Annotated in this window: 26 protein-coding genes; 8 read left to right on the top strand and 18 right to left on the bottom strand. The window is 70.5% G+C overall.

Features of this window, described 5'->3' with window-relative positions:
• Positions 1-73: 73 nt before the first annotated feature.
• Positions 74-457 carry an SseB family protein gene (locus QE359_RS04655; protein ID WP_071296496.1) on the bottom strand — a complete coding sequence of 128 codons (384 nt, stop codon included), beginning with the start codon at positions 455-457 and terminating at the stop codon, positions 74-76.
• 304 nt (positions 458-761) lie between these two features.
• Here QE359_RS04655 and QE359_RS04650 point away from each other — a divergent pair, with 304 nt between their 5' ends.
• Entirely contained in the window at positions 762-971 is a 210-nt protein-coding gene (locus tag QE359_RS04650; protein ID WP_022907629.1) for a cold-shock protein, read from the top strand.
• Positions 972-1,188: 217 nt separating this feature from the next.
• On the opposite strand, the gene QE359_RS04645 is transcribed toward QE359_RS04650, so the two are convergent.
• On the bottom strand, positions 1,189-1,875 hold the full coding sequence (locus QE359_RS04645) for a hypothetical protein (RefSeq protein ID WP_309777883.1): 687 nt from the start codon (positions 1,873-1,875) through the stop codon (positions 1,189-1,191).
• 64 nt (positions 1,876-1,939) lie between these two features.
• A complete protein-coding gene (locus tag QE359_RS04640; RefSeq protein ID WP_070417309.1) occupies positions 1,940-2,482 on the bottom strand; it encodes an amino-acid N-acetyltransferase in 543 nt (180 codons plus the stop codon).
• A gap of 74 nt (positions 2,483-2,556) precedes the next feature.
• Here QE359_RS04640 and QE359_RS04635 point away from each other — a divergent pair, with 74 nt between their 5' ends.
• From QE359_RS04635 to QE359_RS04610, 6 genes are all read left to right on the top strand, one after another.
• A complete protein-coding gene (locus QE359_RS04635) occupies positions 2,557-3,009 on the top strand; it encodes an SRPBCC family protein (protein WP_070417310.1) in 453 nt (150 codons plus the stop codon).
• Positions 3,010-3,247: 238 nt separating this feature from the next.
• A complete protein-coding gene (locus tag QE359_RS04630; RefSeq protein WP_309777880.1) occupies positions 3,248-3,691 on the top strand; it encodes a hypothetical protein in 444 nt (147 codons plus the stop codon).
• Positions 3,688-4,146 (top strand): hypothetical protein, encoded by a 459-nt coding sequence (locus QE359_RS04625; protein ID WP_070417312.1) that lies wholly within the window; start codon positions 3,688-3,690, stop codon positions 4,144-4,146. The genes QE359_RS04630 and QE359_RS04625 overlap by 4 nt, the downstream gene beginning before the upstream one ends.
• Positions 4,143-5,093, top strand: coding sequence for a hypothetical protein (locus QE359_RS04620; RefSeq protein WP_309777878.1), 951 nt, complete (start codon positions 4,143-4,145; stop codon positions 5,091-5,093). Before QE359_RS04625 ends, QE359_RS04620 begins: the two co-directional genes overlap by 4 nt.
• The gene (locus QE359_RS04615; protein WP_309777877.1) at positions 5,090-6,088 is read left to right on the top strand and encodes a hypothetical protein; all 999 of its coding nucleotides are present in this window, start codon (positions 5,090-5,092) and stop codon (positions 6,086-6,088) included. Before QE359_RS04620 ends, QE359_RS04615 begins: the two co-directional genes overlap by 4 nt.
• A gap of 246 nt (positions 6,089-6,334) precedes the next feature.
• Complete coding sequence (locus tag QE359_RS04610; RefSeq protein WP_309777875.1) at positions 6,335-6,547, top strand: hypothetical protein; 213 nt, start codon at positions 6,335-6,337, stop codon at positions 6,545-6,547.
• Positions 6,548-6,619: 72 nt separating this feature from the next.
• On the opposite strand, the gene QE359_RS04605 is transcribed toward QE359_RS04610, so the two are convergent.
• Together QE359_RS04605 and QE359_RS04600 are read right to left on the bottom strand one after the other, a co-directional pair.
• The gene (locus QE359_RS04605; protein WP_070417315.1) at positions 6,620-9,136 is read right to left on the bottom strand and encodes an ATP-dependent Clp protease ATP-binding subunit; all 2,517 of its coding nucleotides are present in this window, start codon (positions 9,134-9,136) and stop codon (positions 6,620-6,622) included.
• 261 nt (positions 9,137-9,397) lie between these two features.
• Positions 9,398-9,874, bottom strand: a complete 477-nt coding sequence (locus QE359_RS04600) for a Clp protease N-terminal domain-containing protein (protein WP_070417316.1) — start codon at positions 9,872-9,874, stop codon at positions 9,398-9,400.
• Positions 9,875-9,945: 71 nt separating this feature from the next.
• Between QE359_RS04600 and QE359_RS04595 the strand changes: the two genes are divergently transcribed.
• Positions 9,946-10,878, top strand: a complete 933-nt coding sequence (locus tag QE359_RS04595; protein ID WP_070417317.1) for an NAD(+)/NADH kinase — start codon at positions 9,946-9,948, stop codon at positions 10,876-10,878.
• Between the two features lie 150 nt (positions 10,879-11,028).
• Here QE359_RS04595 and QE359_RS04590 read toward each other — a convergent pair whose 3' ends face one another.
• From QE359_RS04590 to ftsH, 13 genes are all read right to left on the bottom strand, one after another.
• Entirely contained in the window at positions 11,029-12,099 is a 1,071-nt protein-coding gene (locus tag QE359_RS04590) for a sigma-70 family RNA polymerase sigma factor (protein WP_309777874.1), read from the bottom strand.
• A 340-nt stretch (positions 12,100-12,439) separates the two neighbouring features.
• Positions 12,440-12,607, bottom strand: a complete 168-nt coding sequence (locus QE359_RS04585; RefSeq protein ID WP_156794796.1) for a hypothetical protein — start codon at positions 12,605-12,607, stop codon at positions 12,440-12,442.
• A 63-nt stretch (positions 12,608-12,670) separates the two neighbouring features.
• Positions 12,671-12,829, bottom strand: a complete 159-nt coding sequence (locus tag QE359_RS04580) for a hypothetical protein (protein WP_309777872.1) — start codon at positions 12,827-12,829, stop codon at positions 12,671-12,673.
• A gap of 73 nt (positions 12,830-12,902) precedes the next feature.
• Positions 12,903-13,106, bottom strand: coding sequence for a hypothetical protein (locus QE359_RS04575; protein ID WP_031262806.1), 204 nt, complete (start codon positions 13,104-13,106; stop codon positions 12,903-12,905).
• A 41-nt stretch (positions 13,107-13,147) separates the two neighbouring features.
• On the bottom strand, positions 13,148-14,668 hold the full coding sequence (gene lysS / locus QE359_RS04570; protein ID WP_070417320.1) for a lysine--tRNA ligase: 1,521 nt from the start codon (positions 14,666-14,668) through the stop codon (positions 13,148-13,150).
• Positions 14,669-14,723: 55 nt separating this feature from the next.
• Positions 14,724-15,416, bottom strand: coding sequence for a Rossmann-like and DUF2520 domain-containing protein (locus QE359_RS04565; protein ID WP_258027730.1), 693 nt, complete (start codon positions 15,414-15,416; stop codon positions 14,724-14,726).
• A complete protein-coding gene (locus tag QE359_RS04560) occupies positions 15,413-17,215 on the bottom strand; it encodes a PH domain-containing protein (RefSeq protein ID WP_309777869.1) in 1,803 nt (600 codons plus the stop codon). The genes QE359_RS04565 and QE359_RS04560 overlap by 4 nt, the downstream gene beginning before the upstream one ends.
• A 9-nt stretch (positions 17,216-17,224) precedes the next feature.
• Positions 17,225-17,746, bottom strand: a complete 522-nt coding sequence (locus QE359_RS04555) for a PH domain-containing protein (protein WP_070417322.1) — start codon at positions 17,744-17,746, stop codon at positions 17,225-17,227.
• A gap of 130 nt (positions 17,747-17,876) precedes the next feature.
• Positions 17,877-18,368: a DUF3180 domain-containing protein gene (locus tag QE359_RS04550; RefSeq protein WP_070417323.1), complete on the bottom strand. Its 492-nt coding sequence runs from the start codon at positions 18,366-18,368 to the stop codon at positions 17,877-17,879.
• Positions 18,365-18,910: a 2-amino-4-hydroxy-6-hydroxymethyldihydropteridine diphosphokinase gene (gene folK, locus QE359_RS04545; protein WP_309777868.1), complete on the bottom strand. Its 546-nt coding sequence runs from the start codon at positions 18,908-18,910 to the stop codon at positions 18,365-18,367. The genes QE359_RS04550 and folK overlap by 4 nt, the downstream gene beginning before the upstream one ends.
• Positions 18,907-19,308, bottom strand: coding sequence for a dihydroneopterin aldolase (gene folB, locus QE359_RS04540; RefSeq protein ID WP_309777866.1), 402 nt, complete (start codon positions 19,306-19,308; stop codon positions 18,907-18,909). The genes folK and folB overlap by 4 nt, the downstream gene beginning before the upstream one ends.
• On the bottom strand, positions 19,305-20,279 hold the full coding sequence (gene folP, locus QE359_RS04535) for a dihydropteroate synthase (protein ID WP_309777864.1): 975 nt from the start codon (positions 20,277-20,279) through the stop codon (positions 19,305-19,307). The genes folB and folP overlap by 4 nt, the downstream gene beginning before the upstream one ends.
• A 6-nt stretch (positions 20,280-20,285) precedes the next feature.
• A complete protein-coding gene (gene ftsH, locus QE359_RS04530) occupies positions 20,286-22,271 on the bottom strand; it encodes an ATP-dependent zinc metalloprotease FtsH (RefSeq protein WP_309777862.1) in 1,986 nt (661 codons plus the stop codon).
• Positions 22,272-22,345 lie beyond the last annotated feature (74 nt).

Raw genomic sequence — 22,345 nt, 5'->3', positions numbered from 1 at the left:
GATCACGGCAGCACCGATCACGGCAGAGCCGGCGGTACGACACGCCGCGGAACGACGCACACGCAAGTGCGAGTCAGGCTCGGAGCGCCGCCAGCAGGTCCTCGGGCGTCGCCTGCATCGTGTGCGGGCCCGCGATGTCGAAGAAGACACCCTCGAGCGAGTCCAGATGCGCCGCGATGAACTCCTCGAGTCGCGGCCCGTCGTAGACCATCACCTGCCGGACCTTCTCGTCCGGCACCATCGCCGTGTACGCGTCTGCCGACGAGAACAGCAGCAGGATGCGCTTGTCCGAGCCCTCACGCCCGAACACCCGCACCTGCATGTCCTTCTTGCCGGTGACGAGCCGGGGGACGATCACGATGTCGTTGCGGAGCGCGAAGGCCACCGCCGCGACGTCCTGCTTCTCGAGCGCCGCCTCGAGCTGTTCGCTCCGGAAACGCTGTTCCTTGTCTGCCATCGGGACCCAGTCCACCAGATTCATGGACGTTCGGCGACTTCGGCTCTTCCCTTGTGGCCACAAGACTGTAGATTGGTACCAACCGCTTCGGCGGGAGTCCATCGTTCTTCCGGTGCACAGCACCTCGAGCGCCATCGGTCACTGGCCTTCCCCGGCCGCCTGGCCCCGAACCCGTTCTACCGGCCCCATGCCCGCAGGACGCATCGATCTGACGACATCCGTCGGTGGATCGGCGGTAGCGAATACCGCATCGCAAGGCAGTCGACTGCAGATGTCGACTGGCAAGAAAGTAAGGAACGCCATCATGGCATCGACCGGCACCGTCAAGTGGTTCAACAACGAAAAGGGCTTCGGCTTCATCGCCCCGGACGACGGCTCCGCTGACGTCTTCGCTCACTTCTCCGCGATCGCTGGCAACGGCTACAAGTCGCTCGAGGAGAACCAGAAGGTGGAGTTCGACATCACCGAGGGTCGCAAGGGCCCGCAGGCGGAGAACATCTCCGTCATCGGCTGATCTCCTCCAGCCCGAACGGGCCCGTCGTCCTCGTGACGACGGGCCCGTTCCCATTTCACGACACGGTTACAGCGCCGAGGACCGTGGCCTCAAAAGGCCTCCCCCTGACAAGCGAACACCCCCGCGACAAGCGAAAACCCCCGGAGATCCGGGGGTTGACGCCGATCGGGCATTCCCAATCCACTTGCCCTCATCGTAGCCGGTGAGCACCGCCGGATTACCCGAGGATGAACTGCACCGACGCCTTCGACTCGATGTTCCCCACCGCCACCTCCAGGTGGTAGCTCGCACCCCCACCGGTGACCGACGGCCGAGACGAGTCACACGTCGACGTCGACGAGCGCGTCCGGTCCCAGGCGATCGCCGGCGTGGTCAGGGTCTGCCCGGCCTTGATCGTGACGTCCTGGTTGGTCCCACCGGTCTGGCAGTCCTTCGACGACCAGTACTGCTCCTCGCCGGACGAGATCGTGAGGACCTGCTGGGACGACCCGAGGTCCATGTGGCACGAGTTCGACCCGGTGTTCTTGATCGACATCGCGATCTTCGGGTCCTCGGTGGGGCCGTACGAGGTCTTGTCGACGACGGGCGTGAGCTCGATCTGTTCCTTCACACACGTCGACCCGTCCTTGGCCGACGCCGAAGCCGACGCCGAAGCCGAGGCCGAGGCCGACCCCGAGGGCGAAGCGGCTGCAGAGGGAGTGGCACGCGGCGACGACGACGGCCCGGCAGACGATGCGGAGGCGGAAGCGGGAGAAGAACCCGGGTCAGCAGACGCCCCACCCCGCCCGACCACGATCAGCACGACGACGACCACGATGAGCAGCAGCACCCCGATGACCATCGCACGACGGCGCCAGTAGACGCCCGGCTTCTCGGGCCCGACGGGGTGACGGAACGACGACATGCGCACAGGGTAGACAACGGCGCGAGCCCGACGAGGGAACCCCGCCGGAGGGCAGGCGAAAGCGTCAGAGGATCTTCAGCATGCGGGTGTTGCCGAGCGTGTTCGGCTTCACCCGTGCGAGGTCGAGGAACTCCGCGACCCCTTCGTCCGACGACCGGACGAGTTCGGCGTACACCTCGGGCGAGACGACGCTCTCGCCGATCTCGAGGTACCCGTGCTTCGTGAAGAAGTCGACCTCGAACGTGAGGCAGAAGATGCGGGCGACGCCGAGTTCGCGGGCGTCGTGCTCCAGTGCCTCGAGCATGCGGTGGCCGACACGCTTGTGGATCCAGTCGGCGTCGAGGGCGAGCGTGCGCACCTCGGCGATGTCGTCCCAGAACACGGCGAGCGCGCCGCACCCGATCGGGACGCCGTCGGGGCCCTCGGCGATCCGGAACTGCTGGATCGAACCGTAGAGCGCGACGTTCTCCTTGCCGAGCAGGATCCGCCGGTCGACGTAGGGCGAGATGAGCCGCTGGATGTGCGGGACGTCCGACGCCAGGGCCGGGCGCACCAGGATGCCGTGCTCGTCCCGTTCGTGGAACGCGTGCTTCCCGTGCTCAGTCATCTCCCTCACACTAGTGCGCCCCGGGGGACACGCCCCTGTACGGCGCCCAGCCGTGGCCGCCTACCGTCCGGGTCATGCCTCAGATCATCGAAACCGTCGACGTCAACGTCCCCGTCGCAGCTGCCTACGGCCAGTGGACCCGCTTCGAGGAGTTCCCCGAGTTCCTCGACGAGGTCGAGAAGATCGTCCAGGTCGACGACAAGACCACCGACTGGACTGTGAAGGTCGCCGGCCAGGAGCGCGAGTTCCGTGCCCTCATCACCGAGCAGCACCCCGATGAGCGGGTCGCGTGGACGGTCAAGGACGGCGAGACCGACCACGCCGGCGTCGTCACCTTCCACAAGCTGTCCGACGACGAGACCCGCGTCACCGCGCAGATCGACTGGGAGCCCTCCGGCTTCCTCGAGAAGCTCGGTGCAGCGGTCGGCGTCGGCGGTCACGCGATCAAGAAGGACCTGCAGAACTACAAGGAGCGCGTCGAGTCGGCGCCCACCGACACCGGGTGGCGGGGCGACGTGCAGGCCTGATCAGGCCGACGCACGAGATCGCGACCACGGTCGGGACGGGAGGGACGGTGCCAGCTGGCACCGTCCCTCCCGTCCGTCGTCGGCTCGCGTCCACTGCACGGTGCGACCCGCCGCTTCGGCATCCCCCCACGAAATGCCGACCTGACGAACGGGCACGCGCCTGGCAGAGTGGGTGTCGCTGGCCGACGCGCTGGTTCAGTTTTACCATGTCTGAGACAGATGTACAGGGCGGGGAGACATGATCGAGTACACCGACGACGACGCACACCGACGCGAGCTCTCACGCAAGCTGCAGCTCCTGATGGACGTCGTCGAGGCCAACTCGGGGCAGCGCCCCTCCTACAAGGAGATCGTGGCGGAGATCGAGGCGCAGGGCGCCTCGATGAGCCGACCGCGGTGGGGCTACATGCTCGGGGGCAACGGACCGGCCGTCCGTGACCAGCGTCTGCTCGTCGCGCTTGCCGGCTACTTCGGTGTGCCGTCCGAGTACCTCACCGACGCCGCGGGCAACACGGACGTCCCGGAGCGGGTGCAGGCGCAGCTCGAACTCGTCCTCGAGCTCCGCAAGCGCGAGGTCGTTGCGTTCGCCACCCGGCGGCTCGGGGAGTTCGCCTCCGCGGCCGAGATCCGCGACTTCACCGAGCACGTCCGGCGGCTCGACGACTCCGGGGCGATGCCGTGAGCGCGTTCGCCGACCGGATCGGTGCCCGCCGCCAGCAGGCCGAGGCCCGGCGCAGCGTGCAGCGGCTCGGACTCCCCCGGCGACTGACCCTGCCGGAGCTGCTCGTCCGTGCCGAGTCCGCCCTCGGCAAGCCGATCCGGCTCCGCACGACCGCACTGCCCGGTGACCTCTCCGCCCGGCTCATCCAGCGCGCCGACCACGCCCTGCTCGAGACGCGCCCCGACCTGTCCGAACGCTCCCGGGTGGCCTGCGTGCTGCACGAGCTCGCGCACGTGTTCCTCGCCGACCCCGGTTGCGACCACGAGGCGTACACGGGGCTGCTCACCGGGCGGACGGCGTTCACCCGGTCGCTCGACACCCCGCACGAGCAGGCGGTCGAGCTCGTCGCCGACCAGCTCGCCCTGCGGATCGGGCTGCTCGACCCCGACACCGCGCCGCGCGGGATCTTCCGGTGACGCTGCACGTCTGGGGATCGCTCCCGGTCTGGCTGATCCTGGCCGTCCTCGTCGTCCGGCTCTGGCTCGTCCGGACCCAGTCGGCGAGCGTCACCTGGCTCATGGTCTGCTGCGCGTTCGTCGCCGTCGGGCTGAGCATCAACCAGCCCGACGTCGTGACATTCCTCGGCGGGCTGACCCGCACGCCGAACGTCGCCGACCTGCTCGGCCGCTGCCTGATGGTGTGCGGCCTGTTCGCCCTCGCGCAGTCGGTCGAGGCGGCCGCCCGGTCCGCGCGGCTGCTCCGACCGAGCCGGCTCGTCGGCGTCGCACTGGTGCTCGTCGCCCTCGTCGTGCTGTTCGTGCTGATCGACGCCCCCGTGCCCACCTCGCAGTTCATGGTCGAGTACGGCGCCCAGCTGCCCACGGCGCTCTACTCAGCGGTCGAGATGACGTACATCGCCGTCGTGATCGCCCGGTCCGCACTGGCGGTCCTCCGTGGCTTCCGCGAGGGCGACGGCCTCGGGCGCATGTACTGGCTGTTCGTCGTCGGCGCCGCGGCGATGGTCCTGCTCGCGGCCATCGCGGTGGCACTCGACGCCGTGCATGTGCTCGGCCTGGACGCTGCGGTCCGGGTGCTCGGGACCGTCTACGCGCCGGTCTTCCTCACCTCGATGGTCCTGCTCGCCGTGGGTGCCGCCGGCGGGGTGCTGCCCGACGCCGCCCGCGAGTTCCGCGACTGGCGGGCCTCACGGGTCCGCTTCCGGACACTGGAGCCCGAGCTGCGGCGACTCGAGGGCGCGTCCGGCAACCGAGGGCTGTACTTCACGATCGCCTGGCAGCGTCGCCAGTGGCGGAGCCGACTGCACCGGCTGTCCGTCGAGATCGAGGACCGCGCGCGCGAGGCCGGGCAGGACGTCCCGGCCGCCGCGCCACTCACCACCGCACGACTGGAGGAGACCACATGACCGGTGGACGCATCGCCGCACTCGGGACCGCAGCGGGTGCCGTCGGGACGCTCGGGCTGGGTGCGTTCGTCGCACGTCGGCTGCTCTTCCCCACGCCGTACTCGGCGACCGCGACCGTGCGGGGCGCCACCCCGACCGAGGCCGAGTTCGTGGCCACCCGCGACACCCGCCTGCCCGGGACGTACCGGCTCACCCGTGACGGCCAGGACGTCCGCGTGCAGGACGTGCTCGACGTCGACGGGGACACGGTCCGGCGGCGCACGGACGGTACGGCAGCCGTCGGCGAGTGGGGCTGGGACGCGCTGCTGTACGACGGCCTCGCGGACGTCCCCGGCGACGAACCGACCGACGTCCTCGGTGACGAGCCCACGCACGTCGTCCACGTGCACGGGCAGTCGCTCGGGCCGCGGCAGGTCCTCCGGGGCATCCCGGTCTGGCGTGCCCTCGGCGCGACGTCCGAGGTCGTCGACACGACCGACCTCCCGCTCCGCTCGCTCGACCCCGGCGCGGTCGACCGCATCGTGACGGCGGTCCGGGCAGCCCGGGGCCGCGGGGCCACCCGGGTCGTGCTGCAGGGCTGGTCGGCGGGGGCGCTCGCGTGCTCGGTCGCCGCCTCCCGGGTCGAGGTCGACGGCCTCGTCGGGATCTCGCCGCTGCTCAGCGTGCCCTCGGCGCTCCGCGGTGCGGTGTCCGGCGCCCACCTCCCCGCGTTCGTCGGCACGGTCGCGGCACGGATCGCGACCACCGCCGTGCTGTCACGGCTGGCCGGCGCCGCTGCTCCCGTCGGGACGACCGCGTGGCAGGCGTCGGCGACCCCGACCCTGCTCGTGCACTCGGCGGCCGACGCCCTCGTCGCCGAGGCCGACGTCGCCGCGCAGACCGCGCGTCCGGGGACCCGGGCGGTCGCGTTCCGGACCGCGCCGCACACGCTCGAGTGGAACGAGGACCCGGAACGCTGGGAGCGGGCCGTCCGGGACTTCGCGGCCACCCTCTGACGCGAGACGCGAGACGCGAGACGCGCGCCCCGGCGACGTGCAACGGCCCCGGTCTGCGAACAGACCGGGGCCGGCGCGTCTCGACCTGTTGGGGGGAACCGGTCGAGCGCTGCGTGCGAGGTGTTGGGGGGAACCCCTCGCGCGCAGTCCCCACCGTACCCCCGGACGGGGGCCCGTGGTACCGCGACGCGCGAACCGTCCCGGGTCTGGGTCGGGCGACATCGCGCCGCGCGGAGCGTCCGGCGCATGGACGATCAACCCGAACCCGAAGCCCACGAGCGTCACCGCTCAGTGGCAGACCGGGGCGACGAGTCACTCGGACGTCCCTTCGACCAGACCAACGGCCTGGCGGACGGACTGAGCGGCGACTCGGACGGCACGGCCGAGAGCGAGCAGCCCGGCGCGCACGAGCGACACGAGAAGCGCGAGAAGCACCGCGGGCGCGACCACCAGGGGTGACCGCACCCACGACGTGACGGGAGGCGCGGTGCCAGCTGGCACCGCGCCTCCCGTCATGTCCGTGACCGGGTCCTAGGACTCGATCTCGCCCTGCGGCGTGTCCGTCGCCTCGACGGCGGCCGCGCCGGCGAGGACTTCCTCGCGACCCGGCTGACGCCCGGTCTCGAACTGGAACTCGCCACCGGTGAAGTCGACCTTCACGTGGTCGCCGGCCGTGAGCTCACCCTGCAGGATGTGCTCGGACAGCTGGTCCTCGACCTCGTGCTGCATCGCGCGGCGGAGCGGGCGGGCACCGAGTGCCGGGTCGAACCCGACCTTGATGAGCTGCTCCTTGGCGGCGAGCGTGAGCTCCACCGTCATGTCGCGGTCGAGCAGACGGTCCGCCAGGCGCTTCACGAAGAGGTCCACGATCTGCAGCAGCTCGGGCTGCGAGAGCTGCGGGAACACGATCGTGTCGTCGACGCGGTTGAGGAACTCGGGCTTGAAGTGCTTCTTGAGCTCCTCGTTCACCTTCGAGCGCATGCGGTCGTAGCCGACACCGGAGTCACCCTCGACCTGGAAGCCCACCGGGCCACCCGCGATGCCCTGCGAACCGAGGTTCGTGGTCATGATGATGACGGTGTTCTTGAAGTCGACCACGCGGCCCTGACCATCGGTCAGACGACCCTCTTCGAGGACCTGCAGCAGCGAGTTGAAGATGTCCGGGTGGGCCTTCTCGATCTCGTCGAAGAGGACCACGGAGAACGGCTTGCGGCGCACCTTCTCGGTGAGCTGGCCACCTTCCTCGAACCCGACGAACCCGGGAGGGGCACCGAAGAGTCGCGAGACGGTGTGCTTCTCGCCGAACTCCGACATGTCGAGGGAGATCAGTGCACCCTCGTCGTCGAAGAGGAACTCGGCGAGCGCCTTGGCGAGCTCGGTCTTCCCGACGCCCGTGGGGCCGGCGAAGATGAACGAGCCGGAGGGACGGTTCGGGTCCTTCAGTCCGGCGCGGGTGCGGCGGATGGTCTTGGAGAGGGCCGAGATGGCCTCTTCCTGACCGATGACGCGCTCGTGCAGTGCCTTCTCCATGAAGACGAGCCGCGAGGTCTCCTCTTCGGTGAGCTTGAACACCGGGATGCCCGTGGCCTGCGCCAGGACCTCGGCGATGATGCCCTCGTCGACGGTGCCGGACGCGGCGACGTCACCCGCTCGCCACTGCTTCTCGAGGCGGAGACGCTCGCCGAGGAGCTTCTTCTCCTCGTCACGGAGCGAAGCGGCCTTCTCGAAGTCCTGCTCCTCGATCGCGGCTTCCTTCTGCCCGCGGACCGCCGAGATCTTCTCGTCGAACTCGCGGAGCTCCGGCGGCGCCGACAGGATCGACAGGCGGAGACGTGCACCGGCCTCGTCGATCAGGTCGATCGCCTTGTCCGGCAGGAAGCGGTCTTGCACGTAGCGGTCCGCGAGGTTCGCCGCGGCGACGATCGCGCCGTCGGTGATGGACACCTTGTGGAACGCTTCGTACTTGTCGCGGAGGCCCTTGAGGATGTTGATCGCGTGGGGCAGCGACGGCTCGTTGACCTGCACCGGCTGGAAGCGACGCTCGAGTGCGGCGTCCTTCTCGAAGTGCTTGCGGTACTCGTCGAGCGTGGTGGCACCGATGGTCTGGAGCTCACCGCGTGCGAGCAGCGGCTTGAGGATGGAAGCGGCGTCGATCGCGCCCTCGGCAGCCCCGGCACCCACGAGGGTGTGGATCTCGTCGATGAAGACGATGATGTCGCCGCGGGTGCGGATCTCCTTCGTGACCTTCTTGAGGCGCTCCTCGAAGTCACCGCGGTAACGGGACCCGGCGATGAGCGACCCGAGGTCGAGCGAGTAGAGCTGCTTGTCCTTCAGCGTCTCGGGCACGTCGCCCTTGACGATCGCCTGGGCGAGGCCCTCGACGACGGCGGTCTTGCCCACGCCGGGCTCACCGATCAGGACGGGGTTGTTCTTGGAGCGGCGGGAGAGGATCTGCATGACCCGCTCCATCTCCTTCTCGCGGCCGATGACCGGGTCGAGCTTGCCGTCGCGCGCCGCCTGGGTGAGGTTCCGACCGAACTGGTCGAGGACCTGCGAACCCTGCTGGGCGTTCTGCTGCTGCTCGCCGCCGACGGCGACCGCTTCCTTGCCCTGGTAGCCGGACAGGAGCTGGATGACCTGCTGACGGACGCGGTTGAGGTCCGCGCCGAGCTTGACGAGCACCTGGGCGGCGACGCCCTCGCCCTCGCGGATGAGGCCGAGGAGGATGTGCTCGGTGCCGATGTAGTTGTGGCCGAGCTGCAGCGCCTCGCGCAGGGACAGCTCGAGCACCTTCTTGGCGCGCGGCGTGAACGGGATGTGCCCGGTCGGCTGCTGCTGGCCCTGCCCGATGATGTCCTGGACCTGCTCGCGGACGGCATCGAGCGAGATGCCGAGCGACTCCAGCGCCTTGGCGGCGACGCCCTCGCCCTCGTGGATGAGGCCGAGGAGGATGTGCTCGGTGCCGATGTAGTTGTGGTTGAGCATCTTCGCTTCTTCTTGAGCGAGGACGACAACACGACGGGCTCGGTCGGTGAATCTCTCGAACATGTGCTCTCCCTTGCCGGGCTCGTGGAAGTCCGGTGACGTACATCGAGAGTAACCAGCGCACCCCGGGTGGTCTGCCCCTGTTCGCCGTGGGCGTGACCTCGTTGCGTCCGGTGAACAGGGGACGGTCGGGAGGCGCGGTGCGGGTCCGCCCAGGAGCCTGCGCCCGGTGGTGCTCACGGGGGTCGCGCGGCGGGTCGCGCCGGGTGTCGGGTCGGCGCGGGCCGCGGGCCGCGGGTCGGCGCGGGGCGGGTGCGGGGTGCGTCAGGCGCGTCGTGCGGCGCGACGCAGGGCGCGGCGGAAGCGGCGCGGGTCGACACCGAGACCGTCGAGGACGTCGTGCGCGGCCCCCGTGAACGGGTCGTCGATGCCGTCGAGCACTGCGAGCAGCACGTGGTGCGGTCGGACGCGTTCCGCCGGGCCGGCGAGCTGTGCGGCGCGTGCCAGCACCCGCGCCGCGGCCGGCGTGCACGTGACCCGGTCGGGCGAGACCGGCCCGGGTGCCCCGGCGCCGACGAAGGCACTGCTGGCGGTGCGGACGCGGTCCGGCGTGACGCCGTGCGCGTCGAGGACGTCGAGGAAGCGGGGCATCCCGCTGCAGAGCGTGACCGCGGCGACGAGGAGGTGTTCGGCGTCGAGGAAGCCGAACCCGGTCTCCAGTGACTCCTGTTCCGCGAGGAGCACGATCTCGCGTCCGTGCCGAAGTGTGGGCAGGGCGACGGAGAGCGTGGCGATCTGCATACATGCAGAATATCTCATGTGTGAGCGGTCCGCCAGAGGAGATCCCGGGCGCGATCGGTACGATCGCGACCATGGAGCAGCCCGTCGTCGGACTCGTCGTCCACCCGACCAAGAACGTGCAGGAGTCCGTCGCGACCCTGCAGCGCTGGAACGCCTCCGGCCGCGGACGCCTCGTCGCCCGCCGCGCCGACGTCCAGCGCATCGGCGGCGGGGTCGACGTGATCGGGGACGAGGACTTCACGGAGGAGGTCGACCTCGTCGTCGCACTCGGCGGGGACGGCACGATGCTCGGGGCCATGCGGCTCGTGGCGAAGCGTCCGGTGCCGGTGCTCGGGGTCAACTACGGCAACGTGGGCTTCCTCGTCGAGATCGAGCCGCCGGAGCTCGAGGTCGCGCTCGAGCGGCTGTCCGCCGGCGACTACCAGCTCGAACCGCACCACGCACTCGAGGCCCGGCTGTTCTGGAGCGGAGCCCGCACCGACTACCTCGCGTTCAACGACCTCACGATCGTGCGACGCCCCGGCGCCGGCCAGGTGTCCGCGGACCTCAGCGTCGGCGGGCTCGGGTACGGCTACTACCGGGCGGACGCCATCGTCGCCGCGACCCCGGCCGGGTCCACCGCGTACAACTACGCCGCCGGTGGCCCCGTCCTCTCCCCCGCACTGTCCGGCTCCGTCGTGACCCCGGTCGCGCCGATGGCCGGGATCGACCGTGCCGTGGTCCTCGCCGCTCGCGAGCGCTACCGGTTCGACATCGCCGAGGGCACCCGCAGCGCAGCGCTCGAGGTCGACGGACTCGTGGTCGGCGAGGTCGCCACCGGTGCGCAGATCGACGTGCGGCTGCGGAAGGACGCCGGCAGCGTGGTCCGCCTCGACGCCGAGCGCCACGGGCGGACCGGACGCGTGAAGCTCAGCCTGCTCGACCTGCCCGTGCGACCGGACCAGCTCATCGAGCTCATCCCCCAGGACCTCCGCCAGAAGCTCGGGCGCGAGGTCGAGGAGTAGCGGGCCGGGCCCTGCCCGACCCCGGGAACGTGAATGGCCCGCTCACGCCGAAGCGCGAGCGGGCCGTCCCATCACCCCACCGGATCGTCTTCCCACAGAACGACCCGGTTCCCCGTGCCGACACTCACGCGCCGGCCGAAGTCCGCTGACCTAGTCGGTCAGGTACAGCTGCATGTCCTGCGAGACCGCCTTGGCGAAGAGCCGCAGCTTGGCACGGGACTCCACACGGCTGACCGCCTGGCGGGTCGTGTGGACGACCTTCGAGATCTCGTCGAGCGTCATCGGCTTGTCGTCGTCGAGGCCGTAGCGCATGCGGATCACGTTCGCCTCGTCGCTCGGCAGTTCGGCGACGATCGAGCGGATGTCGCGGTGGAGCAGCGTCGTCTCGGTCAGCTCGTTCGGGGACGCGGCGTCCTCGTCCTCGATGAAGTCGCCGAGCTCGCTGTCGTCCGAGTCGCCGACGACCGTGTGGATCGACACCGGCTCGTGCGAGCGGCCCTTGAGGTCGACGAGCTCGTCGACGCTCATGCTCAGCTCGGCCGCGACCTCGTCCGGCATCGGCGCGCGGCCGAGGTCGACGGTGAGGTCGCGCTCGGTGCGGGAGATCTTGTTGATCAGCTCGACCGTGTGGACCGGGATGCGGATCGTGCGGGCCTTGTCGGCGAGACCGCGGGAGATCGCCTGACGGATCCACCAGGTGGCGTACGTCGAGAACTTGTAGCCCTGCGTGAAGTCGAACTTCTCGACCGCGCGGACCAGGCCGAGGTTGCCTTCCTGGATGACGTCCATGAAGGGCAGGCCGCGCTGCGAGTAGCGCTTGGCGATGCTCACGACGAGGCGGAGGTTCGAGGTGATCATGCGCTCCTTGGCGCGCTCACCGTCACGGACGAGCCAGCGCAGTTCACGCTGCAGGGTCTTCGCGAGGCCCTTCTCGGTGGCGAGCTTCTCCCCGGCGAAGAGGCCGACCTCGATGCGGCGGGCGATCTCGGCTTCTTCCTCGGCGGTGAGGAGCGAGAGGCGGCCGATGTGGCGGAGGTAGTCACCCACCTGGTCGACCGAGGCGCCGCGGACACCCGCGAGCTGCTCGTCGGCCTCGACCTCGGTGTCGAGCGTGGTGGTCTCGACCGCGGTGACCGGAGCCTTCGCTGCGGTCGTCTTCTTGGTGCGACGTGCGGTGGTGCCGGTGGTCGTCGTCTTGGGTGCTGCGGTTGCGATCGTCATGATGACTCCCTGCGTTCGACGGGTGATGACCTCGTTGGGGGTGTCACGAGTAAAGCGTTCCGGAGGTGTACCCCACAAACCGATCGGATCGATTCTCAGGCTTCTCCGTGCTTCACCATGGATACCGTCCCCCGAGGGGTACAGCCTGTCGTCAGTCTGGTCCCCCGCATGGTCGAGAATCAAGGGGATTTCGCCGTGTTTCCGGCGTTGCATCGATGTTTCTTGCTCGTTTCCGATCCTGTACCCCGGGCCGCCGCGTCCAGTGGACACAAAAAAGGGGTACGGCGGTCCGGATCGTGGCGATCCGGTCGTCGTACCCCGAAAACCGAACGGGCGGGGGTCACCAGGAGGGCTCGAGCCACCCCTCGCGACGCTTCGAGACCTCGAGGTCGGCGTCTCGGTCGAACTCGTCGTACTCGCTCTCGATGTCGCCGACGAGGCTGCGGCCGGTGAAGACGCCCCCGCGGTTCGCGAGGACACCACCGGAGATGATCTGCGTGATGGACATGCGGACGATGCTCACCCCGGCAGACGACGTCGGGGTGAACGGCCGGTGACGGTGTCCGGACGCTCAGACGTCGATGTCGTCGTCGTCGCCCTCACCGTCGGGCCACACGGTGTCGTCGCGAGCGGGATCCGCGACCGCCGGGTGCCCGAAGGCGTCATCGGGATCGAGGTCGGCGAGGTCGGGGTCGGGCTCGGGGTCCCTGCCGTCCGGGGTCGCGCGCATGCACGCCAGGGTCGCACCGCGCGGTGAACACCAGGTGACGTCGGCCGCGGGCGGCCTGTTGATCGGGAGCGGGTTACTCCGCAGAGGCAGGCGCCGGTGCCGGCACGCCGTGCTCACGCTCGAAGCGGGCACGCTCCTCGGCCTCGACCTTGGCGTACGCGGCACGCTCGGTGCGGTCGGCCCGCATGATGGCACGCATCACGAACCAGAAGATGAGGCCGACCACGACGGTCGGCGTCAGGGCGAAGATGATCCCGGTCACGACTCCATGCGGCACCCGAGCATCCTAACCCCCGGCACGGCGCCGCCAGCTGGGTCCTACTTCACCAACGGGAACAGGATCGTCTCGCGGATGCCCAGGCCCGTGATGGCCATGAGGAGCCGGTCGATGCCCATGCCCATGCCGCCCGACGGCGGCATCGCGTGCTCGAGTGCCCGCAGGAACTCCTCGTCGACGCGCATGGCCTCGAGGTCGCCGCCCGCAGCGAGCTTCGCCTGCTCGACGAACCGCTCCCGCTGCACGACCGGGTCGACGAGCTCGGAGTACGCCGTCGCCAGCTCGAAGCCACGGACGTAGAGGTCCCACTTCTCGACGATGCCCGGGCGGCTGCGGTGCTCGCGGGTCAGCGGCGAGGTGTCGACCGGGAAGTTCATCACGAACGTCGGACGGTCGAGCGAGTCGATGACGAAGTGCTCCCAGAGCTCCTCGACGTACTTGCCGTGCGTGGCGTGCGCGACCTCGACGCCCTCGGCATCGGCGAGCGCCCGCAGCTCGGACAACGGCGTCTCCGGGGTGATCTCGCGACCGGCCGCCTCGGACAGCGACCCGTACATGTCGATGCGCGGCCACTCGCCGCCGAGGTCGTACGTCGTACCGTCCGCCCAGGTGACCTCGAGCGAGCCACCGGTCACGGCACGCGCGGCGTTCTGCACGAGCTCCTGCGTCAGGTCGGCCATCTGCTCGTAGTCGCCGTACGCCTGGTAGGCCTCGAGCATCGCGAACTCGGGCGAGTGCGTCGAGTCGGCGCCCTCGTTGCGGAAGTTCCGGTTCACCTCGAACACCCGGTCGATGCCGCCGACGACGGCGCGCTTGAGGAAGAGCTCCGGCGCGATGCGGAGGTACAGCTCGGTGTCGAACGCGTTCGAGTGCGTGACGAAGGGCCGCGCCGAGGCACCGCCGTGCTGGGTCTGCAGCATCGGGGTCTCGACCTCGAGGTAGTCGTGACCAGCGAAGGTCTGCCGGAGCGACGACATCACGGCGGCACGGGCGCGGACGGTGGCCCGGGCCTCCTCGCGCACGATGAGGTCGAGGTAACGCTGGCGGACCCGCGTCTCCTCGTTGAGTTCGTTGTGCAGGTTCGGCAGCGGCAGGATCGCCTTGGCCGCGATCTGCCAGTCGTCGACCATGATCGACAGCTCGCCCCGCCGCGAGGAGATCACCCGTCCGTGCACGAACACGTGGTCCCCGAGGTCGACGAACTCCTTCCAGCGCGCGAGCGACTCCTCGCCCACTTCAGCGAGGGACACCATCGCCTGGATGCGGGAGCCGTCGCCGGACTGCAGGGACGCGAAGCAGAGCTTGCCGGTGTTGCGCGAGAACACGATGCGGCCGGCGATCCCGACGACGTCCTGGGTCTCCTCGCCGGTCTCGAGGTGCGCGTACTGTGCACGGACCGCGGGGATGGTGGTGGTGACCGGCAGGCCCGCGGGGTATGCCTCGATCCCCGACTCGAGGAGCTTCGCCCGCTTGTCGAGCCGGACCTGTCGCTGCTCGCTGGTCTCCGCCGCGGCGATCTCGGCGGCGGAGGGCTCGGTGGCGGGTGCGGTCTCGTCGGTCATGCTGGTGCGGCTCCGATGGTCGTGGGGGTCCCCGAAATCGTACAGCGCGGCCGGACTAGAGCGTCGCCTGCCCGTCGGCCGCCGCGAGCGCGTTGTCGACGGCCGTGCGGACCAGTGCGCCGAGGACCCGGCCCGGGTACTCGACCCCGATGCCGGACAGCGTGCCGGCGGACTGGTCGACGATCGCGGTCGAGAAGCTCACCGCGGCGCGGACGGCGTCGGCGTAGGCGGGGCGGTCCTGCTCGGTGACGACGAACGGCTCCGCACCCATCTCGACGACGAGCGCCTGGGCGATGGGGAGCACGGGCGACGGTGCGGTCACGGCGCAGTACGCGTCACGGAGCCGAACGAGGTCGACGCTGGTGCCCGTGAACGCCATCGCGGGGTGGATCGCGAGCGGGATCGCCCCCGCGGCCATCGCCGGTGCGAGGATGCCCACGCCGTGGTCCGGGCTGGTGTGCACGACGAGCTGCCCCGGCTGCCAGATCCCTGCGTCCGCGAGTCCCTGCACGAGGTCGGCCAGCTGGTCGTCCGGCACGGCGAGGAGCACGAGTTCGCTGCGCTCGACGAGGTCCGGGGTCTCGAGGACGGGTGCGCCGGGGAGCATCGCCTCGGCGCGGTCGCGTCCGGCCTCGGACACGGCCGTCACACCGACGACGGCGTGCTCGGCGTTCGCGAGCGCTGCTCCGAGGACGGGTCCGACCCGTCCGGCACCGAGGACGCCGACTCCCAGCCGCCCCGCCCTCACCGCGCGGCTCCCGGCGGCGGGGTGTCGCCCCAGGGCGATCCAGGAGGCACGGTGCCGGTCGGCCGCACCGGCTCGGCGCCGCCGGGTGCGCGCTCTGGCGACGACTGCTCGCGGTCCACCGCGTCCACTCGTCGTCCTGGTGACCACTCCGGGGCCGCGGCCGGCGCGACGGGGGCGAGCCGCGCCTCCCGTTCGCGCCACCGGTGGGAGGTGTCGGCCGCAGCCGCCTCGACCGCGCGGGCCGAGGTGTCCGACCACAGCTGCTGCGCGTCCCGCGCGTCCAGCGCACCGATGCTCGCGGAGACCGGGCCCTGCACGGTCTGCACGTGCACCGACGCGAGCCGCAGTGCACGCTCGAGCGGCCCCTGCGAGACCTTGACGCTCTGCACGCGCGGCAGCGGCACGATGACCAGCGAGCGCCAGACGGCACCGAGCCGGAGCAGGACGGCGCCCGGGACGAAGCGGTAGCCGTTGCGGCGGAACGCGAACGGGCGGAGCCAGGCGCCCCGGCGCGGGGAGTGCACGAACCCGCCGCGGTCGCCCGTGGTGGTGAGGCTGTCGTCGACGACGTCGACGGCCTCGGCCGAGCCCTCGCGGAGCTGCTCCTGCGAGGCGGCGGGACCGGCGACGGCGGTGCCGACGAGGCCGGGGAGGATGATGTCGAGGACCTCGCGGACGTCGCGCGCGGTACCGACCGGCAGGACGATCGACGAGACCTGCTGGTTGTTCGAGGCCCCGTTGCCGGCATTCGTCGCTCGGTTGATCCGGACGTCCCACCAGCCGAACGGCCGCCAGAGCAACGGCTGCGCGACGCTCACGGCGTGGATGCGGCCGGGCGGCAGGGTCTCGTTCGAGGTGGACACGAGCCCGAAGCCGATCCGGATGCCGTCGCGGGTCTCGGCGATCGTGTACTGCAGCGAGCGGGAGAACTTCCGGACGTAGTAGCCGCCGGCGCCGATCACCGCGGGGAACAGGCCGAAGAGGATCCCGTACTCGCCGGTGAGCGCCACGCTGACGATCATCGCGGCGACCGCGGCGAGGATGAACACCGTCGTGCCGGAGAGCAGCATCGACGCGACGAGCCGGCCGGGGTGCACCTTCACGATGCGCGTCGCGCGGACCGCGGCGGGGTCGAGCTCCGGCGAGAAGATCTCGTCGACACGGTCCTGCAGCACGCCGTTCGACGCCCGGGCCGGGTCGTGCTGCCGCTCGTCGTCCTTCGCCCCGGAGGCGAGCACGAGGATGCGCTGCCGCAGGTCGTCCGCAGCCGTGACCCCGAGGTAGGCGAGCTGCACGTTCGCGTCGTTGCCGGCCTGGGCGATCTCGAGCTTGGCGGTGCCGAAGATCCGCGGGATGAGCGGCCGCGAGATGTTGATGCCCTGGATGCGGTCCAGCCGGGCCTTGCGGTTCGTCCGGAAGAGCACGCCCGAGCGGACCTCGACGATCTCGCCGGTCACCCGGAACTCGTGCATACGCCAGGAGAGGGTGAACAACGCAAGGAGTACCAGCAACAGCACAGCCACGCCGAGCAGCACCCAGCCGACGACGCCGTGCTCGTAGACGTACCGCACGGGGTCGCCGTCGTCCTGCGGGCCACCGCCGGGGATGAAGAACTCGACGAGCTGGTCCCGCAGGCTGTTCAGCACGTAGCCGAGGATCACGATGAGGAAGATGCCGCCCTTGAGCAGCGGCGTCAGCGGGTGCATGCGGTGCCACTCGCCGTCGGTCAGCGGTGCGGCAGCGGCGGCGTTGCCCCGGTGCGGCGGAGCGGGCGGCGGCGGGCCGGGTCGGAAGGTCATGCGGCCCTCCTAGAGCCCGGCGCGGCGGGACTCGGCGAGCTCGACGAGCCGGTCGCGCAGCTCATCGGCGTCGGCGAAGGGGATGCCGGGGATCCGGACGTTGGTCGACGCGGCCGCCGTGACGAACTTCAGCTCGCTCATGCCGAGCACCCGGTCGAGCGGCCCGCGGTTGACGTCGACGAGCTGCATGCGGCCGTACGGGACGGCGGTGAACCGCTGCCACATCAGGCCGCGCCGGAGGACGAGGTCGTCGTCACGGAGGGCGTACCCGATCGCCCGCACGCGTCGCGGCGTCAGGATCGCCGTCACGAGGGTGACGATCGCGACCGCGATGCCGATCAGCGTCCAGACGGTCCCGGCCGTGCCGGAGAACCCGCCGCTGACGACGCCGATGATGACGCAGCCGGCCGTCACCACGAGCCCGATCACGATCGTCGTGACGAGCTCGGTCCAGACGAGCTTGGGCGACACCCGGGTCCAGGTGGTGCCGGTCAGTCCCAGACCGGGCTCGTCGAGTCGTTCACGCGGCATCGCGGGCCTCCTGCGGTCGGGTCGTGCTGGGTGCACCGGGTCGGTGCGCGTGCGTCGTGCCGCTCCGGTGTCGGTGCGCCGGGGTCGTGCCGCCCCGGTGTCGGTGCGCCGGCGTCGTGCCGCCCCGGTGTCAGTGCGCCTGCGTCGTGCCGCCCCGGGGGAGGTCGTCGTCGTCATCGTCCCCAGGAGGAGCGATGCACATGCGTTCGGCGACGAGTGCGCACACCGTCAACACGAGTCCACCCCCGACCGCCACGGCGTTCGGCAGGACCGAGCCTAGCGAAGGGAAGGCCGAGCGGGTCAGGAGGTACACGAGCAGGCCCGCGCCGAACCCGCCGAACAGTGAGCCCGCGATGCTCGACGCCTTCGCGAGCACCACGACGCGGATCGCGTAGAGCGGGTCGACGGGGTGCGACCGGGACGCGCCGTCGCGAGCGTGCCGACGGACCGGCCGAGCCATCAGGACGACGGCGATGCCGATGAAGGCGAGGGTGACGCCGAGGGGTGTCGCGAGGAACAGCGTCGGCGCCTGCCGCGACGCCAGGACGGCGTCGAGGGCGAAGCCGGCGACCGCCGCGACGACGGCGACGCTGAGCAGGGTGGAGGCGCGGGTGGGCTTCACGAATCGCTCGTCTCTGGCCTGGAGGCACGGGTCGGCTCGTCGAAGAGGCGCGGCTCGTCGACGCGCTCCGTGTCGTCCCCCACCCGCTCGAGCAGGTCGGCGACCGGCCCGACACCCGGCAGGACGGCGTCCGGGTCGGCCTCGTGCCACGGCGCGAGCACGAACGCCCGCTCGCCGGCTCGCGGGTGCGGCACGGTCAGGGTCACGGTGTCGAGGGACAGGTCGTCGTACGCCACGAGGTCGAGGTCGAGCGTCCGGTCGCCCCAGCGGACCTCGCGCGTGCGGCCGTGGGTGTCCTCGATGCCGTGCAGGGCGTCGAGGAGTTCCTGCGGCTCGAGGTCGGTGTCGACGACCACGACGGCGTTCCGGTACCGGGGCTTCGTCGTGTCCGGGCCGTCGAGCGTGACGGCGACCGACTCGACCTCGCGGCTGGAGGCCACCGGACGCACCCCCGGGAGGGCGACGATCGCGGCGGCGGCGTCGCGCAGGGTGCTCCCCCGGTCGCCGAGGTTGGCGCCGAGGGCGACGACCGCCCGGCTCACTCTTCTTCCTCGACGTCGGACCCGGCGGCACGGACGCCGCCACGGGTCCGGCGGATCGTGATCGACACGTCGGTGAACGGCACCGTGATGGGCGCCTGCGGCTTGTGCACCGTGACCTCGGTCGCCAGGGCCGCACGGTGCGTCAGCACGGCGGCGGCGATGCGCTCGGCGAGGGTCTCGATGAGGTCGACCGGGTCGCGCTCGATCTCGGCGACGACCTGCTCGGCGAGCACTCCGTAGTGCACGGTCTCGTCGAGGTCGTCGGAGCCGGACGCGGCGCGGGCGTCGACCTCGACGACGACGTCGACCACGAAGTCCTGGCCGTCGGCGCGCTCGTGGTCGAAGACCCCGTGGTGGCCGCGTGCGCGGACCCCGGTCAGTCGGATGGTGTCCCTCACGATCGAGCTGCCCTCCAGGCGTCCCAGACGTCGAGCACGGCACGGGTCGGTGCCGGGTCGTGCACGCGCACACCCCACGCCCCGCGCTCGGCGGAGAGCAGGCTGATGGCGGCGGTGGCGAGGTCGCGCTCCTTCGGGGCGGCGCCGGCAGCGCTGCCGACCCCGTCGAGGAAGCGCTTGCGTGAGGCGGCGACGAGCACCGGCAGGCCGATCGACGCGAACCGCTCGTAGCCCGCCAGGATCTCCCAGTTCTGCACGCCCTGCTTGGCGAAGCCGAGGCCCGGGTCGATGACGACCTGTTCCTGGCGCACCCCGAGGACGATGAGCTCGGCGACGCGGAGTTCGACCTCGCGCCGGACCTCGTCGACGGCGTGCACGTACTCGGCGTTGCGGTACATCCGGTCGCTGTGCCCACGCCAGTGCATGACGACGAACCCGGCACCCGTGTCACGGACGACGCGCGCCATGTCGTCGTCGGCCAACCCACCGGAGACGTCGTTCACGATGGCGGCGCCGAGGTCCACCGAACGCTCGGCGGTCGAGGCGTTCATCGTGTCGACGCTCACCGTGATGCCCTCGGCCACGAGCTGCTGCACGACCGGGAGCACCCGCTGCTGCTCGACCTCGACGGGGACGCGCTCCGACCCCGGCCGGGTCGACTCCCCACCGACGTCGACGATGTCGGCCCCGGCGGCGACGAGTTCCCGGGCGTGCTGCACCGCGGCGTCGTACGCCTGGTGCAGCCCGCCGTCGCTGAAGGAGTCCGGCGTGACGTTGAGGATCCCCATCACCCGGGTCCGGTCGTCGGTCGGCGCACCGCGATCGCGGTCGCGCCGCCGACCGGTCACGATCTCCGGCACCGGTGCTGGTGCCCGGAGGTCGATCGCGACCGTCGGCGGCTCGGCTGCTGCGGCCCGCGCCTGGCTCACCTCGGCGAGCCGACGCGAGCGCCTCGTCGGCAGGTCCGTCATGCCGGCCTACGCGGGGGCGATACCCGGGTTGCCGAAGGGACGGCGACGGGGCTTCGACGACTCGGGGTCGGACTGCTCGGACGCGGTCGAGGCGGCCTTGCCCGGCACCTCGATGGCGGGCAGGTTGCTCACCGGGCGCTTGTCGCTGGAGAGCCACTGCGGCCGCTCCGGCAGCTTGCGGACGTCCTTGAAGATCTCGACCAGCTCCGGGGCGTCGAGCGTCTCCTTCTCGAGGAGCTCGCCGGCCAGACGGTCGAGGATGTCGCGGTTGTCGTTGAGCACCTGGTAGGCCTCGTCGTGCGCGGCCTCGAGCAGGGCACGGGTCTCGGCGTCGACCGTCTCGGCGATGTTCTCCGAGTAGTCGCGGCTGGTCCCGCCGCTCATGTCGCGGCCGACGAACGGCTCGCTCGACCCGGAGCCGAGCTTGACGGACCCGACGGCACGGCTCATGCCGTACTCGGTGACCATCTTGCGCGCGGTGCCGGTGGCCTTCTCGATGTCGTTCGACGCACCCGTGGTCGGGTCGTGGAAGACGATCTCCTCGGCGACGCGGCCGCCCATGGCGTAGGTGAGCTGGTCGAGCAGTTCGTTGCGGGTGACGGAGTACTTGTCCTCGAGCGGGAGCACCATCGTGTAGCCGAGGGCACGGCCGCGCGGGAGGATCGTGATCTTCGTCACCGGGTCGGTGTGGCGCATGGCAGCGGCCGCAAGGGCGTGACCGCCCTCGTGGTAGGCCGTGATGAGGCGTTCCTGGTCGGACATGATGCGCGTGCGGCGCTGCGGTCCGGCCATGACGCGGTCGACGGCTTCGTCGAGGGCGCGGTTGTCGATGAGCTGCGCGTTCGAGCGGGCGGTCAGGAGCGCGGCCTCGTTCAGGACGTTCGCCAGGTCGGCGCCGGTGAAGCCCGGCGTCTTGCGGGCGAGGAGCTCGAGGTCGACGCTCGCGGCGAGCGGCTTGCCCTTCGCGTGCACCTCGAGGATCTGCTGACGGCCGGCGAGGCCCGGGGCGTCGACGCCGATCTGGCGGTCGAAGCGACCGGGGCGGAGGAGCGCCGGGTCGAGGACGTCGGGACGGTTCGTCGCCGCGATGAGGATCACGTTGGTCTTGCCGTCGAAGCCGTCCATCTCGACGAGGAGCTGGTTCAGCGTCTGCTCGCGCTCGTCGTTGCCGCCGCCGATGCCGGCGCCACGGTGACGACCCACGGCGTCGATCTCGTCGATGAAGACGATGGCGGGCGAGTTCTGCTTCGCCTGCTCGAAGAGGTCGCGGACACGGCTCGCACCGACACCGACGAACATCTCGACGAAGTCCGAACCGGAGATCGAGTAGAACGGCACGCCCGCCTCACCGGCGACGGCTCGGGCGAGCAGCGTCTTGCCGGTACCGGGAGGGCCGTACAGCAGCACGCCCTTCGGGATCTTGGCGCCGACGGCCTGGAACTTCGCCGGCTCCTTGAGGAACTCCTTGATCTCCTGGAGCTCCTCGATCGCCTCGTCGGCGCCCGCGACGTCGGCGAAGCTGACCTGCGGGTTCTCCTTGTTGTTCATCTTCGCCCGGGACTTGCCGAACTGCATGACCTTCGAGCCGCCGCCCTGGGCGTTGGCGAGGAGGAACCAGAACAGGGCACCGATGATGAGGAACGGCAGGAGGATGCCGAGCAGCGAGAGGAACCAGTTCGACTGCTGGACGGTGTCGTTGTAGCCCTTCGGCAGGTTCGCGTCGTTGACGGCCTGGATGACCTCTTCACCGCGCGGCGTCGAGTAGTAGAACTGCTCGTGCGCGTTGCCGTCCTTCAGGGTGAGGTCGACGCGCTGCTCGGTGGAGTTCACCACCACGGAGGAGACCTTGCCGTCGGAGAGCTGCTGGAGGCCCTTCTGCGTGTCGATCTGCTGCGTGCCGGACTGGCTGATGACAGCCCATCCGATCCAGATCCCCACGATCGCGATCAGCACGTAGATGTACGGCCCGCGAAGGATGCGCTTGAAGTCCATGTGATCCGGGCAGAGCGCCCGACACCTTTCTCTGCCGAAGTTGCGTGCTGATCAGCATACGGCTGCGATTCTGT

The organism is Curtobacterium sp. SORGH_AS_0776 (assembly GCF_031453355.1).
Lineage (GTDB): Bacteria > Actinomycetota > Actinomycetes > Actinomycetales > Microbacteriaceae > Curtobacterium.
This window is presented reverse-complemented; position numbering and strand designations above follow the sequence as displayed.